Source organism: Terriglobus sp. ADX1 (assembly GCF_036877645.1).
Classification (GTDB): Bacteria; Acidobacteriota; Terriglobia; order Terriglobales; family Acidobacteriaceae; genus Terriglobus.
Genome location: NZ_JAEDXV010000014.1, coordinates 92,364 through 107,907 on the forward strand (window position 1 = coordinate 92,364; position 15,544 = coordinate 107,907).

At 53.7% G+C, this 15,544-nt stretch carries 14 protein-coding genes; 7 read left to right on the forward strand and 7 right to left on the reverse strand.

Going from position 1 to position 15,544, the window contains the following annotated elements:
* Nucleotides 1–6: 6 nt before the first annotated feature.
* The 5 genes from JAO32_RS11075 to JAO32_RS11095 form a co-directional block, all read right to left on the reverse strand.
* Nucleotides 7–1,011 (reverse strand): zinc-dependent alcohol dehydrogenase family protein, encoded by a 1,005-nt coding sequence (locus JAO32_RS11075; RefSeq protein ID WP_334240292.1) that lies wholly within the window; start codon nucleotides 1,009–1,011, stop codon nucleotides 7–9.
* Nucleotides 1,012–1,075: 64 nt separating this feature from the next.
* The gene (locus JAO32_RS11080; protein WP_334240294.1) at nucleotides 1,076–2,551 is read right to left on the reverse strand and encodes an efflux transporter outer membrane subunit; all 1,476 of its coding nucleotides are present in this window, start codon (nucleotides 2,549–2,551) and stop codon (nucleotides 1,076–1,078) included.
* A gap of 24 nt (nucleotides 2,552–2,575) precedes the next feature.
* Nucleotides 2,576–3,658 (reverse strand): HlyD family secretion protein, encoded by a 1,083-nt coding sequence (locus JAO32_RS11085; RefSeq protein ID WP_334240296.1) that lies wholly within the window; start codon nucleotides 3,656–3,658, stop codon nucleotides 2,576–2,578.
* Nucleotides 3,648–4,364, reverse strand: coding sequence for an ABC transporter ATP-binding protein (locus JAO32_RS11090; protein WP_334240297.1), 717 nt, complete (start codon nucleotides 4,362–4,364; stop codon nucleotides 3,648–3,650). The genes JAO32_RS11085 and JAO32_RS11090 overlap by 11 nt, the downstream gene beginning before the upstream one ends.
* Before the next feature lies 1 nt (nucleotide 4,365).
* Complete coding sequence (locus tag JAO32_RS11095; protein ID WP_334240354.1) at nucleotides 4,366–5,547, reverse strand: ABC transporter permease; 1,182 nt, start codon at nucleotides 5,545–5,547, stop codon at nucleotides 4,366–4,368.
* Between the two features lie 942 nt (nucleotides 5,548–6,489).
* Here JAO32_RS11095 and JAO32_RS11100 point away from each other — a divergent pair.
* Nucleotides 6,490–8,058, forward strand: a complete 1,569-nt coding sequence (locus JAO32_RS11100; RefSeq protein WP_334240299.1) for a PAS domain-containing sensor histidine kinase — start codon at nucleotides 6,490–6,492, stop codon at nucleotides 8,056–8,058.
* Nucleotides 8,059–8,080: 22 nt separating this feature from the next.
* Nucleotides 8,081–8,479 carry a response regulator gene (locus JAO32_RS20055; protein WP_443082592.1) on the forward strand — a complete coding sequence of 133 codons (399 nt, stop codon included), beginning with the start codon at nucleotides 8,081–8,083 and terminating at the stop codon, nucleotides 8,477–8,479.
* On the opposite strand, the gene JAO32_RS11105 is transcribed toward JAO32_RS20055, so the two are convergent.
* Entirely contained in the window at nucleotides 8,448–9,803 is a 1,356-nt protein-coding gene (locus tag JAO32_RS11105; RefSeq protein ID WP_334240301.1) for a sigma-54-dependent transcriptional regulator, read from the reverse strand. The genes JAO32_RS20055 and JAO32_RS11105 overlap by 32 nt on opposite strands.
* A 181-nt stretch (nucleotides 9,804–9,984) precedes the next feature.
* On the opposite strand from JAO32_RS11105, the gene JAO32_RS11110 reads away from it, so the two are divergent.
* The 4 genes from JAO32_RS11110 (at nucleotide 9,985) to JAO32_RS11125 (ending at nucleotide 13,068) form a co-directional block, all read left to right on the forward strand.
* On the forward strand, nucleotides 9,985–10,671 hold the full coding sequence (locus JAO32_RS11110) for a Crp/Fnr family transcriptional regulator (RefSeq protein WP_334240303.1): 687 nt from the start codon (nucleotides 9,985–9,987) through the stop codon (nucleotides 10,669–10,671).
* 171 nt (nucleotides 10,672–10,842) lie between these two features.
* Complete coding sequence (locus tag JAO32_RS11115; protein ID WP_334240305.1) at nucleotides 10,843–11,289, forward strand: Hsp20 family protein; 447 nt, start codon at nucleotides 10,843–10,845, stop codon at nucleotides 11,287–11,289.
* A 50-nt stretch (nucleotides 11,290–11,339) separates the two neighbouring features.
* Nucleotides 11,340–11,939, forward strand: coding sequence for a nitroreductase family protein (locus tag JAO32_RS11120; protein ID WP_334240307.1), 600 nt, complete (start codon nucleotides 11,340–11,342; stop codon nucleotides 11,937–11,939).
* Between the two features lie 163 nt (nucleotides 11,940–12,102).
* On the forward strand, nucleotides 12,103–13,068 hold the full coding sequence (locus JAO32_RS11125; RefSeq protein ID WP_334240309.1) for a universal stress protein: 966 nt from the start codon (nucleotides 12,103–12,105) through the stop codon (nucleotides 13,066–13,068).
* Between the two features lie 485 nt (nucleotides 13,069–13,553).
* Here JAO32_RS11125 and JAO32_RS11130 read toward each other — a convergent pair whose 3' ends face one another.
* Entirely contained in the window at nucleotides 13,554–14,003 is a 450-nt protein-coding gene (locus JAO32_RS11130; protein WP_334240311.1) for a universal stress protein, read from the reverse strand.
* Nucleotides 14,004–14,531: 528 nt separating this feature from the next.
* Here JAO32_RS11130 and JAO32_RS11135 point away from each other — a divergent pair.
* Nucleotides 14,532–15,404, forward strand: a complete 873-nt coding sequence (locus tag JAO32_RS11135; RefSeq protein WP_334240313.1) for a universal stress protein — start codon at nucleotides 14,532–14,534, stop codon at nucleotides 15,402–15,404.
* Nucleotides 15,405–15,544 lie beyond the last annotated feature (140 nt).

Here is a 15,544-nt window from a genome sequence, read left to right on the forward strand (position 1 = left end):
CTGCCCTTATGGAACGATTACGGCTGAACCAACCACGTCTTCGTCTTTGATTGCAGCAAGAGCATCGTTTGCCTCGCGGAGTCGGAATATTTTGATTGCCGGCGTAATCTTGATCTGTTCCGCGATGCGCAGAAAGTCCCTCGCATCTTGTCGGGTCATGTTGGCGACGCTGCGAATCTGCCGTTCCTGCCAAAGGAGTGAGTCGTAGTCGAACGCTGGCATTCCATCAAGGTGAATTGCGTTGATGGAGAGAATGCCTCCCTTCCCGAGAGACTTGAGGCCTGCAAGTACAACATTGCCTACAGGAGCAAAAGAGACAGCTGCGTCGAGGGGTACAGGTGGCTGATCGAATGCAGCGCCCACCCACTTTGCCCCGAGCGCCCGCGCTTCCTGCCGATGGCGCTCCCCGCGTGTGGAGACATAGATCTCGCATCCCCAATGCTGCAACACAGGCACTACAAGCCGCGCTGATGCGCCGAAGCCAAAGAGACCTACTCGCTGCCGAGGCTTCACTTCGGCGACTCGAAGACTCCGAAAGCCAATGATTCCCGCGCACAACAATGGCGCGGTTACTTCGGGCGCAAGAGTGTGCGAGATTGGGATAAGGAAGTCCGTCCGTGCACTGACATATTCTGCATATCCCCCATTTCGCAAATAGCCGGTGAACACCGGATCATCGCATAGGTTCTCCCTTCCGCTGTGGCAGAACTTGCAAGTCCCATCCGTTCCGCCCATCCAGGAGATACCGACGCGATCGCCAATCTGAAACCGATCGTCCGAGCACAACACAACGTCTCCGACAATCTGGTGCCCGGGAATCAATGGCGACAGACGAAGCGGCAGGTCTCCTTCCACAATATGGAGGTCTGTACGACATACTCCGCAAGCGAGTACCTTGATCAGAGCTTCGCCTGCATTAAGTTGTGGTACAGGAATCTGTTCCAGTGAGAGTGGCTGTCTACCCGCTGCAGTGCCACGAAACATTGCGGCGGTCATAGTCGTCGGAATCATTGTGATTCTCCTGAGCAGCTTCTTTACGGAAAAGACCTTACTTAGTGGTCTTTGATCATCTAGGCTATGGGGCATGCCGTTTTAAGACTTCTTTGCTCGTTGGAAGGTCGTTTGTACTCCATCCTCCCCCCAGCGCGGTAACAAGTGATACAGCTGCCAATTTCTGCTGTGTACGGAACGAAACGCAAGTCTGCTGATATGTGAGCAGATTTACCTGGGCTATCAGCACATTCAGATACGGATCAAGTCCAGCCGCATTGCGTGTTGTCGCCTGTTGAAGATACCGCCGAGCAGACTGAACAGCCTGATCCTGCTGCCGTATATCTTCGTTCAGTATTCTGAGCGCAGCGAGATTGTCTTCAATCTGCTGAAATGCGGTGAGCGTCGTCTGGCGGTATGTCGCAACGGTTTCTTCGTACTGCGCCTTGTACTGGTCTACGGTGGCTTTGCGCACACCGCCATCGAAAATCGTTTCCGCAGCGGATGGCCCTATTGACCAGAAGCGACTGGGCCAGGTGAACCAGTTGAGCCCGGAAAGCGTCTCAAAGCCCCCCGAAGCACTCAGCAGAATACTTGGAAAGTAAGCGGCCTTAGCAACGCCGATCTGTGCGTTAGCTGCGGCCATTGCCCTTTCTGCGGAGGCGATATCTGGTCTTCGCTCCAGTAATTCAGATGGAATACCTACAGCTATCGGCGGAACGATGTCATCCTTCGTAACCAGAGACACATTAAGTGCGGACGGAGACGTTCCAATCAGCACAGCGATCGCGTGTTCATATTGGCTTCGGGCGATGCCCAGATTGGTATCCTGAGCCTGCGCGGCTTCCAGTTGTGATTCAGCGGCAGCTAACGCTTCGTCCGCTACCAGGCCACTCTTCTTCAGGCCCTGGGTAAGCTCAAGATATCTCTGCCACGCTATCAGCGTGGCATCCAGAAGTTGCTTTTGAGATTCAATACCCACTAGTTGAAAGTAATCTGCTGCCAGGGACGCGTGTGCTAAAAGGCGAGCATTCTCAAGATCCGCCGCGCTTCCCTGTGCGGCGTACACGTTTGCAGCGACACTCTTGCGTACACGCCCCCAAAAGTCCGGTTCCCACGCAACTGTAATTGGGAGGCTGTATTCGTTGTAGGAGATGCCAGATGCTGTGGTTGTGTAAGGCGTCGCAGCGATACGCTGATTGGAGTATGACGGAGTAGACGTTACCGATGGAACGTACTGTGCCCGAGCCTGACGCACAAGCGCCTGAGCGGCGTGGTAATGGGCTTCTGCAACTGCAATGGTCTGATTGCCGGAGTCTATTTTTTCTTCCAGAGCATTCAGTTGAGAATCCTGAAATATCTCCCACCACTTCCCATGAGAGCTCGCATCGGCTGGTGTAGCTGCCTTCCAGACTGAGGTATCGATCTCCTTGTACGCCGGTGCAACGGGAACAGCGGCCACGTGATACAGAGGACCGACCGCACAGCCTGTCAGTAACGTCAAAGCAAAAATGGATGAATAAGGCAGTCGGGCCTGACCGAAATGATGTCGCGTTGGCATTGTCTTACTCCAGAGCCCTGTCATCTAGTGACCGATGTAGACGTCAACTAACTCGCCAGGATAGAGAGGCACATTCTGGGGCCGCTCGAATTGAAAGATAATCGGCAGTACCCTTACATCCACGCGCTCCTGCCGTTGGTTCGATAACTCAATCTTGGGAGAGATAAACGGCTGAATACGATCGAACGTCAGGGGGACTTCCGTCGTGGTTCCCCGGATCGTCATGCGAGCTTTAATCTGCCCTGTAGGCGGTAGGTGCGACACCAGGATTTCATCGACATAACAGCGCACGTTCAAGCGCTCGCCGACGCTGCCGAGCGAGATAATTGGGTCGGCACCCTGTGTGTATGTGTCATACGTGCCTTGCGATGACACGAATGATCCAGCAATTGTATTGACAGAAAGCACCACGCCATCTTGAGGGGCACGTAACAGGTATTTGTGTAGCAGCGCCTCAGAAGATGCATAAGACTTGATTAAAGCGGTATATTGCTTCTGTTGGTTATCGATGTCGTATTTCCAAGCGCCAGCCCGTGAAAGATCATTTTGGCGTTGAGCGACTTCAAGATTCATCTCGGCCAACGCATGTGTGTTGACAGCCCCGTCTAACGCGTCCTTACTGATGGATCCTTGGTCAACGTTGTACGCTGCTTGTTCCTTTTCCAGGGCATCAGATGCGGTTTTCAGGCTTGCCTCAGCAGCGTGGACCTGAGCTGTTGTGATGGCGAGGGTCTCTTGACGAGGCTCCGCCTTGAGTTCTTCGAGCAGAGCATGGGCTGCCTGTGCCTGGGCAAGCTGTTGTTCCGCAGTGGCACGTTGGACTGAGTCATCAATGAGTACCAGAGGATCGTTCTTCTTTACGATCTGTCCTTCGGCCACAAAAAGCTGTTTCACCGTGCCCGGCACCTCCGGGTATATGTTTATGTTCTCTCCGCTGGTCTGAACTCCTTCCACAATGCCTTCGGCGTAGATGCCATCGTCATAAGGGCTTGCGGCGGGATTGAATAAAGGCTTCTGTGCGGCCCTCGTGATCGTGGCGAAGTAGGCCAGGTAGCAGGCACCGAGAAGGCCAATGGCCGAAAGGATGAACAACCATTTAGTCTTCATTCTGTTTTCCTTGCTCTTCTTTGGTCAGTCGTCCGTCTTCCATGTGAAGAATCCTGCTCGCAAACTCGTAGATCCTGCTGTCATGCGTGACGATAACGATGCAACGGTTCTTGTTCAGTAGCTGCTCTTTAACAAAGCCGACGATTGATTTCCCCGTATCTCCATCGAGTGAGGCGGTGGGTTCGTCCATGATTAAGAGGTCCGGGCTACCGATGATGGCTCTGGCGATCGCTACACGCTGTTGTTCCCCACCGCTGAGTTTGACCGGAGCAATGTCGGATCGGCCCTTCAATCCTACGAGGTCAACGAATTTACGAGCTTCGGCTATGGCGCTGTCCCATGCAACGTTGCGCAGGATGAGCGGGATCGCCACGTTTTCAGCCACTGTCAGACGCGGAAATAAATGAAAGTCCTGAAATGCGAATCCTATCTTGTGGAGCCGGAATGAGGCCAGAGCGTCGCTGCTCATTGACCAGATGTCGTTTCCTTCGCTGATTACGGTGCCCGCATCGGGCCTGAGGATGCCGGAGAGCACACTGAGCAGTGTGGTCTTGCCGCTTCCCGATGGACCGACGATGTACACCATCTCGCCAAAGCACATCTCAAGTTGGACATCATCAAGTGCACGGGTTCGAGCCTCGCCTTCGCCAAACCACTTGGTGATACCAGTGGCTTTGATCGCGACTGTGTCCTGCGATGTGGGCATACTATCCTCGGAAGATATCGAATGGTTCGATACGGAGCACTTTGCGTACTCCTACGTAGCCGGAGACTGCGGCGATGATGATCACCATCACTAGGGCCAACAGCAGATTCTGGTAAGTTACAAGCGCTGCGTAATCAGGTAGGCGCATCTTCGCCAACGTGATTGCTAACGCGCAAAACCCAATGCCAAGTCCATATCCTGTCAATGCTGTAAACGAAGCCTGAAAGAGGATCATCGAAACGAGGACTTTGCTGGTTGTCCCAATTGCTTTGAGAGCGCCGAATTTGTCTATGTTTTCGAGGATGAAGGTGTAGAACGTCTGACCGGAAATAGATAGCCCCACTATGAAGCTGATGGCAGTCATCATAAGCAGGTTCATTCCCAGGCCGGTCTGAAACATGTAGAAACGTGATATTCGTTGCTCGAAACCTTCGCGTGTTAGTGCTAGATAGCCGAGCGTGCTCACCTGTTTCTGAATCGCGGGGATATCCGCTGTAGTCTTGGGTTCCACCAGGACATATGAAATGGTGAAGCGAGGATTCGGAATGTACTGAATCGCACGATAGTACGTGGTGTATAGGGTAGGAACACCAAACAGACTGTTGGTCGATACAGCTGCAGTGCCAACCACCACACCGCGGTGGTCATTCAGTTCAAAGGTTGTACCCGCTTTGGGACTCCCCAGCTTGGAGTATTCCGAATCGTGGACAACGATGAAAGAGCTTTCCGCATAGATGTCTTCGATGTGGCCTGCTTCCATCTCTGGTCTTCCGAAGAGGCTGGAGTCATCCAGACCTAACACTGAGACCGGTTGGTATGTTCCATTGTCCAGCTTGACCAAAGCGCCACCCGAAAAAAGGGGCACGGCATATTTGACACCTTTCATACTTCTTACGGCATCGAGCGTGTAGTCTGGCAGGCCAATAGTATTCGCCACTGTGTTTACAGCAGGATCCATTACCCATAGCTTTGCGCCGATGTTGATGACCGTTGCCGACGCTCGATTGAGCACGCCGGCGAACATCGAGAGCATCATGACCATCAGGAAGACAGAGAATCCGATGCCGACAAGCAGTGTAATGAACTTCGCCCTGTCGTTAACCAAGAGTTTGTACGCGAGTCGAAGGGTTCCGTTCATGCTGTCATCGTCATTGCATCGCACAGAAACCGATAGGCGGAGCATCACTGTCAGACGTGACACAAATCACAGCGCAAGCTCCTTGTGGCCCGCCCCCCGCAAGACACGTGTATGGGCCGGTCTGATGTAATTGAATACATCAGACAGCAGCGGAAAAGCGCGCCGAGGCACTATGTGAAGAATGTGTAGCCTTTCGTGGTGTAGAATCGCTGGTGAAAACGTCCTTCGTGTTCGTCTTTGAGCAGATTGTGATCGCATTCGTGTCCATCACAATCTCCGTTTGACTGAGGAGATGCGCAGGTAGGGGCATCTTGAGAGAGAACATTCTCATGCGGCGATCCGGTGCTGCATCGTCCCGCAAACCGCAGACGTATAAAGTTCCAGCTTCGATGTATGCTGCCAAGTCGTGGGGAGAATAGCCATGGGTGAACACGCGAACGAATGGCTCACCTTGTGAGATGCTCACGATCGTTGCGCGGCGCTCCAAAAGCCTGCGTTCGGCCATATCCCAATCTTCCTGGCCCAGCCTTCCATGCCATCCCCGTGCAGCAAAGAGAGCCAACGCTTCCCGCGAGACGTAGTCCTCAATCTGATGACGCATCGCAAAATACCGCATAGGGCTGGTCAACCCAGATACTTCCTCAGACCCACGTCGTTCCGATTCTAGGCACGCCGGCCTGTGATCCGATTGTGAGACATCGCTTTGGTTATTCGTGAGCGGGCTCTGCGTGGATCTGATCATAGGACTCACCAGTGAACTAGGAAAATTCTTGCTCTTCGCAAAAGAGTGTTCAGTGACGCGGATCACAACCTGACGTTAGTCCGTCAGAGAATGGCCTCATGCCTCTTGGCGACCCTCGAAGTCTCAATCTCGTTCGAACGCCTTGTCCGTATCTGTCACGAGTTGCAGTTGCGAGCGACGTGGAACAGATTCTTTGAATTGGATCTACAATCAAGGCCGCGCAGTCAGTGGCGACGAGGAAGAGTATGGGAGCGTCAGCGGGGATTTGGGATAAACCAGAACGTTGGCTTGCCGCCATCATCGAATCGTCTGAGACGGCGATCATGGGTACATCCTTCGATGGGATCATCACAAGTTGGGCAGGCTCAGCGACAAGGATGTTTGGCTATACGGCTGAAGAAGCCATCGGCATGTCGGTCTACCAGCTTGCATGGCCGGGCGAAGAGGCCAAAATCCCCGACCTTCTTGCAGCGGTACAACATGGGGAGCGGATCCATGGCTTTCGCACATCCCGGCGACACAAGGATGGTCATTGTGTCTTCGTCTCCTTGAATCTCTTTCCTATTCGGGATGAGCGAGGTGCCGTGGTTGGCGTGGCCAAGTTCGCGCGGGATATGAGTGAGCGTGTCAGGGAACAGCAAGAGCAAGAACGTACCCTCGCGGAACTGATCACAGAGCGAAAATATCGAGAACTGACCGAACACGCTCCAGACGGGATTCTTGAAGTCGATGCAGATGGCAGGATAATCATCGCAAATCAAGCCGCAGTGGCCATGTTCGGCTTTCCGCACAACGAACTTATCGGCGCTCCGGTCGAAATTCTTATCCCGCACGCAGGTAGATCGGACCATCCAGGTCATCGAGTTGAGTTCATGCGCATTGGGAAAACACGACCGATGGGTCAAGGCATTAACCTGAATGCCATCCGAAAGGATGGGTCGGAGTTCCCCGTCGAAATTAGTCTAAGTCCTGTCCAAACCGGCGTGGGCATTGTGGTGATTGCCGTTGTGAGAGACGTTTCCGCGCGGAGGAGTGTGGAGCGTGAAGTGCAGAGGCTGCAGGCAAGTTATCTGGCGGAGTTGGAAGCACGGCAGATGGAAGCAGAACGCCTCAACCGATTGAAAAGCGAATTTGTTGCCAGTGTGAGTCATGAACTGCGCACGCCCCTACACACGATTATTGGCTTCACGGACCTCCTCAGGGAGGATCCACAGCAAACGTTGACGGTAAGGCAGGGACGTTTTGTCGAGAATATTCAGCGCGACTCCGAGCATCTGCTGGAACTGATCAACGATGTCCTCGACCTTAGCCGCATAGAGGCCGATGGGCTGACGTTACATATCGAAGGCGTTAAGCTGTGCCCGGTGCTCGAGACGGTGGTCACGAGTCTCAAATCAAACGCCGAACGAAAAGGAATTCGGATCCATCTGGTTTGCGATGATGCGATCTTCGTCGCAGCCGATCCGACTCGTCTTCGTCAGATTGTCGCCAACCTCTTGAACAACGCCATCAAGTTCACCGCGCCGGGTGGTGAAATCGGCATCGCCGTTACGGCTGCACACGACTTCGTCACCGTGGCCGTCAAAGATTCCGGGATCGGCATCGCCGAAGAAGAGCAGACGCGGATTTTCGACAAGTTCTACCAGGTGGGGGTGACGACAGGAGGCGTGCGTGAAGGGACGGGCCTAGGACTTGCCATCTGCAAACGCCTTGTGGAGATGCAGGGTGGTCGCATCGATCTCACAAGCCAGAAAGGCATCGGAAGTACATTTCGCTTCACGCTTCCGTGTGACTCCAATCACATTACTTCATGAATCTTTTGTCTAACGTTTAAGGATGAGTTCCGAGCCATTTACGTGTCTCGTCGCTGACGGGTCCGCAACAGCACGTGAACTGATTTGCGCGATTGTTGAGAGTGCGGGGCTGATCCTTTGCGAGGCAGGCGATTTGAATGGGGCACTTGCGTTAGCTTGTCTGCACTGCCCTGATCTGTTCATCATCGATACTGCTATTGACGATGCTCACGGCCTATATGCCATCGAACAGTTTCGGAGAGTGACGAGACGTGCGCATATTGTTGCAATTGCACTTACTGGAGAGAGGTATGGGGCGCACCCTGATGTGCTACGGGCAGCGGGTTTTGCACATTCCATCTCAAAACCTGTGAAGGCATCTCAATTGCGGGCTGTCCTGACGGAGTTACTCAATCGACCAGACGTATACCGAACTTCTTAATCTTGTACCGCAGCGCATCGCGGCCAATTCCCAACCGCCTCGCCGCCTCGGATTGATTGCCTCGCGTTTCGTAGAAAACTCTCTCCACAAGATTCTTCTCCAGATCGTCCAGAGGAGAGGGATTCGAATTTGCCTGCTCCGTCAGCGGATCTTCGCTTCTAATATCCACCGGCAAATCATCCACATCAATTTTCGAGCCTTCTGCAAGCATGCAGGCTCGTCCCACGGCGTGTTCAAGCTGACGTACGTTACCAGGCCATGCATATCGCTTTAATACGACAAGAGCTCTGGGAGTAAACGTTCGCACTTCCTTATGGAAAGATTCAGCAAAACCGCGCAGGAATGAAGTGCACAGAAGTTCAACATCCTCCGGACGATCCTTCAGCGCGGGGACTTCGAGTTCAACCATGGAGAGGCGGTAATAAAGGTCTTCGCGAAAGTGGCCGGTCTTTACCGACTGTTTGAGATCCCGGTGCGTGGCCGCCACCACTTTTACATCAACTCGCGTAGGAACCGTAGAGCCGATGCGGTAGACCTCTTGATTCTGAATGGCCCGAAGGAGCTTTGCCTGTGAGGCCAGCGGCATGTCGCCAATTTCGTCAAGAAAAAGAGTTCCTCCATTCGCAGCAGCGAAGAGACCTATCTTGTCTCTATCTGCTCCGGTAAATGCTCCGCGTGTGTGGCCGAATAGTTCGCTCTCGAACAGAGTCTCAACAATTGCTGAACAGTTCACGACAACGAACGGGCCTTTTGCCCGGCTCCTCTGATGAAGAGCACGAGCCACCAGATCCTTCCCCGATCCAGTGGGACCATGAATCAGCACAGAACGGAAATGTGGAGCAACCTTGTCGATCAACTCAAACAGCTTCCACATCGAGGCACTTCTGGCCTGCATTCCTTCAAATTGGAAGTCGGAGATAGCGGAAGCTGACAAAACGGCACGTGCGCGCTTTTGGGCGACTTCCAGCAGTTGGGCCACCCGCTCCCGCAATCTAGCAATCTTCACGGGCTTCTGCCAATAGTCTGCCGCTCCTTTCTGGATCGCTTCAACGGCAGTCTCAGTGGTGTAGTGGGCCGTCATGAGGACAACTTCAGTCGTTGGGGCGAAACTCATAATCTGATCGAGAACTTCCATTCCAGTCATTCCTGGCATGACCAGATCGGTAATAACAAGCTGCGGCTTAAGTTCGCGGATCAGAGCTAGGCCTTTGTGGGGATCGTCTGCCGTATGGAGACTTAAGCCACGATCTTCCAACGCAGCAGCCAGCAGTTCCAGACTGCTTGGATTGTCGTCGATGATCACCACTCTGAGCAGTTCCTTCATGCACGTCACCTTGTTGATGTGGCCTCGGGCACCTGCGCGAAAAGGCCCAATTGGGTGGGTGCTTCCCCGCAACATCTGTGGACCACAGATTGAGTCACAGACACAAGTGATTGATATCACATGGCCGAAACGATTGGTGCTCGGACTGCTCTCTTCATGTTCGTACCTTCAGGAGAGCGTTATGAACAAATGCGTGAAATGTCCCCATGCGGGCAAATATGCATTCTGCAACCTCGGTGCAGGTGCGAGAGACTTTCTTGACAATCAATCGGTTACGCTCGAATACCCGAGGGGAAGCATTTTGTTTCGCGAGGGAGAGCGCGGGGCGGCGATCTTTCTCGTGTGTTCGGGGAAGGTGAAGGTAAGTGCTTCGTCCAGTGAAGGGCGGTCCGCGATCGTTCGCGTGGCGCATCACAGTGATGTCCTTGGCATGAGTGCGGTATTAGGTGAAACGGAATACGAAGTAACAGCCGAGGCCCTTGAGCCATGCATGGTCCGTGTGCTCCATGCAAGAGCACTGAAGCAATTCATGGCGGAATTCAGAGATGCCACGATCGGCGTGGCGCAAGCACTCGCGCAGGACTATAAAGCGGCGTTTCAGGAGATTCGTCGAATCGCTCTGCCAGAAACGCCTGCGGGACGACTCTCCCGCCTGATTCTGGATTGGGCGGAAGAACACGCCGCCATCGGTTCCTCAAGTTTCGTGATCAATCTTACGCATGAAGAGCTCGCCTCTATGACTTCGACCACACGCGAGACGATCACACGCACCCTGAGCCGGCTCAGGAAAGATAATGTCATTACGACGAAAGGCGTATCGTTCACCATTCTCAATCCGGCGATGCTTCATCAACTGGCTGCCAGCTGAGTTGTGATTCTGCTCACAAACGGCAGTATCAGGGTGCACTGTCGTTTCTTTTAACAGCGTCTAGATTGTGCCTTGACCCAACCGGTCAGGAGAAAATCAATGGGAACCGCGCTGAGCACAACGAACCACATCAAGAAGGACGCCGCTGCATTGAATGTGGCGGATGACCTGATGCAGGAGATGAAGCGAATCGACGATGAAATTCGACAGTTCGCCTTTCATCTCTTCCAGCGTCGTGGAGCATTCTCGGGCATGGAACTTGAAGACTGGTTAAAGGCTGAGCAGGCGCTTCTACATCCCGTTGCAATGAGCATCGAAGAAAACGATCACGAAGTGATACTGCGGGCTGATGTCCCAGGATTTAACGAAGAGGACTTGAAGGTCCATGTAGGAAAGCACTCCTTGAAGATTTGTGGGAAAACAGAACAACACCAGAAGAGCCAGGAAGGCCCAGCATTCAGCACGCAAAGGTCCATGCGAAGCATTCGGACCGATGTCCCTCTTCCAACCGCAGTGAATGCCGACCAAACGGTTTTTCATGTGAGTGATGGTGTTCTGACGGTCACCATGCCAAAACTCCAACACCAAGCCAAACAAGAGGCGGAAAAGGCTGCATAAGAAAGTAATGAAGAGCGGAGAGTGCGGCTCTTCTGCTCGAGAGGTGACGGATGGACTGTCTGGACGCAATTCGAGAGCGGAGGTCGGTTCGCTCCTTCCTGAATCGCCCAGTGTTGCCAAATCAGATTCAGACAGTCCTTGAAGCCGCAATCTTAGCTCCAAGCGCTAGAAACCTTCAGCCTTGGCGCTTCCATGTGTATTTGAATGCGGAAGAGATCGCCAAGCTCAGCAGACAGGTGAAGGATTGGTTGTTTGGTTTGCCGATCGATGAGCCTTTCGCCTCGCCCATGCATGCGGTGCTGAATAGTCCTGACTACAAGGTGTTCTACGACGCTCCGGCTCTCATCCTGGTGATTGCAGCGGACACGACCGCGCAATCCACCCAGGATTGCTGTCTGGCTGCGGAGAACCTCATGCTTGCTGCCCGTTCCATCGGTCTAGGATCGGCTTGGGTAGGAACTTCCATACCGTGGTTCCAGCGTGAAGAGACGAAGCGCTCCTTGCAAATCCCGTTGACGACAATGGTTGTAGCTCCGATCGTGCTTGGATATCCCCTCACATGGCCCACATGCCCCGAAAGGCGCCCACCTGACGTCCGCTGGTGTTGCCTTTCCGAGGAGGAGTACGAGAATACTGGTGACCCTCATTGAAGTGGTACGGCAGAAAATAGCTTGCCTCAGGTTCTTCAGCATGCTGTTCGACCTAACGCCAGTGACTTCCATCACATCCGCATGTCTGTTGCATCACCGCCGTCTTCCCCACAGGGAGAGAAGCTCTTAGAGAACGCGGCTCTCCGCGTGGCGGGAGATGGCGATGCAATCAGTTGGCGGTTCCGAACAGGGGGTTCAGAAGTGTGGCCCAATCATCGCCTGCATTGATCTTTCGAAATCATCGAAAGCAGTGCTGCAACAGGCGAAGCTCATTTGTCTTCGGATCGGGTCTCCCTTACAGATTCTTACCGTGTGTGAACACGGAGACCCCAGTGGACTCATGCAAGACGGCGCAGCCATGTTCACTGCGGAAGTTGAAAGACGAAAGAAGCAGTTGGAGCTGATGACTGAAGGCCTCCAGGGTCCCGGATTCTCGGTGACACCCATCGTGCTGACTGGCGATGCAATCCATGCGGTCCTTTCGTTCGTGGAAGAAGTGTCCCCCGAGTTGCTCGTGATGGGAACCTCTGGGAAACGAGGAATTGAGCGCTTCTTTCTAGGCTCAACCGCTGAAGCGATCCTTCGTTCCGCTTCCTGCCCAGTGCTTACGCTAGGGCCAAAATCCCATCCACAACTCAGCGGCCCCATTATCTTCGCCACGGATTTCAACCCTTGTGCGGAAGAAGATCTCCGATTTGCGCTGAGAGTGTCCAGCCAGATGTGTGTGTCGCTTCATTGTGTTCACTTTCTTCCGCCAAAGGTTCTAAAGCTGAAGAACACCATCGTTCCCGATGTGCTGGCAGAAGCGCTGCGTAGGCTGGCAGCCGATGCGGGCGCGAAGTCTGGAGACACTGTCTGCTCGATCGAGCCCGGATTTCGGATCGGTCGCGACATCGTCGAATTTGCCAGGCGAAGCGAAGCAAGTGCAATTGTCCTTGGAGTACGAAGGAGGACAATTGCTACGAGTCATCTGCCAGGACACGAAATTTTCAAGGTGCTGGCCACTGCCACCTGTCCGGTCTACACGTTGAGCCATTCGAAAGACCAGTTCGTTTTTGCACAACCCGATTCCTACGTTGAGGCGGCAGTGTCGCCGAGAACCGCGACCAGCGGTGTCGCCCAGTTCTGAAGGCTCTCTCCTGGGGATGCTCTGATGCGACGTAGGATTGCTCGGTCCATAGGGTTCGGTCGCGTCACTGCTGTCTGACGGGCGAAGCAGAGTCGGAATCGAGGACCAACGGACGCAGCTTTTAAGAGCCCTTGCTCTCTGTGGATCAACCGATCTCTGAGATTCGTTCCCGCTTAGACGAAACTTCTAGGCTCTTTCTGATTTCGTTTCACGCACTCAAACCCCAATGGGAACACTTAATGTTCCAAATTTCCCGGCCGTTCGATGGAAGCTGACGAATCTGGAGCGGTTGCGACTGGAGAATCCAGAAAAATAACAGAACCTGCTTGAATGTCTTGATGTCATGTTTGGGTAATATTCTTTCCGACAGATCCCGCCGCCTCGTCGTTCTGGCTCTGTTTCCGACGAGCCGAGATCTGACTTTGGTGCGAGAGTAGGTTTGTCGCATAGAGAGGATTACGGTAAAGCAGAGATCCCCATAGAGATCATTCGCGATTCGCTTTACGAACAATCTCCACCGAGCATGGCGCATGTATAGCAACCGCCGTTGCAAGCGATCCTAAGAGAAATCTGCCGATTGGGCCATGCCCATGGGAGCCGAGCATCACAAGATCAGCCCGCCATTGTTCGGCCTGTTTCAAGATTTCTTCTTTAGGCGAGCCTTGAACCACATGAGTCTTTACACGTAGAGACGGGGAGGTGCGGATGATTGCGTTCGCAAAATCTGTAGCCACTTTGCTGGCACGCAGATGTTCCGATTTCTCCGAATCGATATGACATGCCTGCGCAATCATGAGGGGATCCTTGATGTCTGGGAGAGGATGCGATACCGAGACAATGAGGACTTCAGTCCTCGAGGGCCAAGGCCGCTCAAGCAACTCCCTCATCGCAACCTTGCTGCATTCCGAGCCGTCCACTGCCAGAAGTATTCTCATTAGCTCCCCCAAGGAACATCAAGATAAAAGCAGCGATGGTTAAACGCTGTGATTCCTATCACAGCGTGCGCCACGAAGGGCCCTTCGCCCAACGCAAACAGCCTGCCACCTTGAGCGGGAGCTGTGTCCTTCCGCGAACTTGCGGCCCGACAATCTAACGTCCGGCCTTGATATAAGCCATCCCGTCTCTTGCATTGTTATGACTTCCGCGATCCCGGAGGAGAGTGATTTTCAGCTCTGCTAGTGGCGGTCTTGCTCTTTGTTTTGGCCTGTTATAACAAGACCAACTCTAACGACTCGATGGGTCTAAGAAGACGCGTGCCTGAAACGAAGCGGATGAACATTCCCGCAGTTCTCTACACTCTGTCGGTTCTTTCGTTAGTATCAGGTGCGGTCTGGGCGAAGTGATGGAAATCACATTCATATTCGCCGGTTGCCACGACACTTTCATGAGCGAGGTAATCTCCATGAGACCAGAGCACCTGCAGCAACGCCCTTCGCCCGAGAATCCCAGTCGAGGTTCCTTCCATGAAATTCCTTTCCATCGCATCGTGGTGGGTTACGAGTGTGATGAAGCCGCGCGGAAGGCCATGGAAATTGCAACCGTCATCGCAAGTGATCTTGCGATCTGAGGTTGTCGTCGCAGCGACAGTACCTCACCCTGTGGCCAGTCCGCTCGACACACTGAATCCAGATCTATTTGGGGAAGTTTTGCGCGACTTCCACCAACACCTCCGCGAGGAATTGCATGAACTGGGTTACGACCGAGATGTGGAGGGCCGTATCCATGTATCGTTCGCGACGCCTGTCAATCACATCCTCGGAACAGCAGAGCAGGTAAAGGCCGATCTGATCCTCGTGGGATCTCATGGACGCCACGGACTAGAACAACTGGTTCTTGGATCCGTATCGGAATCACTCGCAACCCAGAGTCCCTGTCCAGTAATGATTGTTGGGCCAGAATGCGAGGTTCCAGACGAGCGTCTCCATACGGTGCTCTTCGCCACAGACCTAACAGACACCGGAATCTGCGCTGGTCAGGTCGCAGCCGCATTAGCCCGGAAAGCGCGTTGCAGGCTGATCGTACTGCATACGATGCGCCAAAAACCCACTGCAGCGGGTAGGACGCGCGAGTGGGAGGAAGATCTTCTGCGCGAACAGATGAAGCTTAGCGTGCAGGAGGACGGGCAACAGAACGCCGCTGCCGTGGAGTATCGAATCACCTATGGAGATCCGGCCGATGAGATTCTCTCGGTCGCGACAGGAAATCATGCCGGTCTCATCGTGGTCGGTGGCGGCAATCACGGCGTCGTCGCTGACCACTCGCCTTGGCGGACGTTGACTTCGATCCTTCGATTTGCGCTTTGTCCGGTAGTCGTCGTCAGTTCCAAATGTCCATAGCGCAATGTCGAATCCGAAGCGTTTCCGGCAGATATGCATGCTTCGCGGGTCCTCGCCCACTCCCAGGCTCAGCACCACTTTTTCTTAAAGCACCGGACCAAGTGATCCGACGAGAATGCTCGTTGCCTGGCGTAACGGTA

Excerpts from the sequence above, each read along its gene's own strand:
- JAO32_RS11075 (WP_334240292.1), bottom strand. The coding sequence starts at position 1,011 with ATGATTCCGACGACTATGACCGCCGCAATGTTTCGTGGCACTGCAGCG.
- JAO32_RS11080 (WP_334240294.1), bottom strand. The coding sequence starts at position 2,551 with ATGCCAACGCGACATCATTTCGGTCAGGCCCGACTGCCTTATTCATCC.
- JAO32_RS11085 (WP_334240296.1), bottom strand. The coding sequence starts at position 3,658 with ATGAAGACTAAATGGTTGTTCATCCTTTCGGCCATTGGCCTTCTCGGT.
- JAO32_RS11090 (WP_334240297.1), bottom strand. The coding sequence starts at position 4,364 with ATGCCCACATCGCAGGACACAGTCGCGATCAAAGCCACTGGTATCACC.
- JAO32_RS11095 (WP_334240354.1), bottom strand. The coding sequence starts at position 5,547 with ATGCTCCGCCTATCGGTTTCTGTGCGATGCAATGACGATGACAGCATG.
- JAO32_RS11100 (WP_334240299.1), top strand. The coding sequence starts at position 6,490 with ATGGGAGCGTCAGCGGGGATTTGGGATAAACCAGAACGTTGGCTTGCC.
- JAO32_RS20055 (WP_443082592.1), top strand. The coding sequence starts at position 8,081 with ATGAGTTCCGAGCCATTTACGTGTCTCGTCGCTGACGGGTCCGCAACA.
- JAO32_RS11105 (WP_334240301.1), bottom strand. The coding sequence starts at position 9,803 with ATGAAGGAACTGCTCAGAGTGGTGATCATCGACGACAATCCAAGCAGT.
- JAO32_RS11110 (WP_334240303.1), top strand. The coding sequence starts at position 9,985 with ATGAACAAATGCGTGAAATGTCCCCATGCGGGCAAATATGCATTCTGC.
- JAO32_RS11115 (WP_334240305.1), top strand. The coding sequence starts at position 10,843 with ATGCAGGAGATGAAGCGAATCGACGATGAAATTCGACAGTTCGCCTTT.
- JAO32_RS11120 (WP_334240307.1), top strand. The coding sequence starts at position 11,340 with ATGGACTGTCTGGACGCAATTCGAGAGCGGAGGTCGGTTCGCTCCTTC.
- JAO32_RS11125 (WP_334240309.1), top strand. The coding sequence starts at position 12,103 with ATGCAATCAGTTGGCGGTTCCGAACAGGGGGTTCAGAAGTGTGGCCCA.
- JAO32_RS11130 (WP_334240311.1), bottom strand. The coding sequence starts at position 14,003 with ATGAGAATACTTCTGGCAGTGGACGGCTCGGAATGCAGCAAGGTTGCG.
- JAO32_RS11135 (WP_334240313.1), top strand. The coding sequence starts at position 14,532 with ATGAAATTCCTTTCCATCGCATCGTGGTGGGTTACGAGTGTGATGAAG.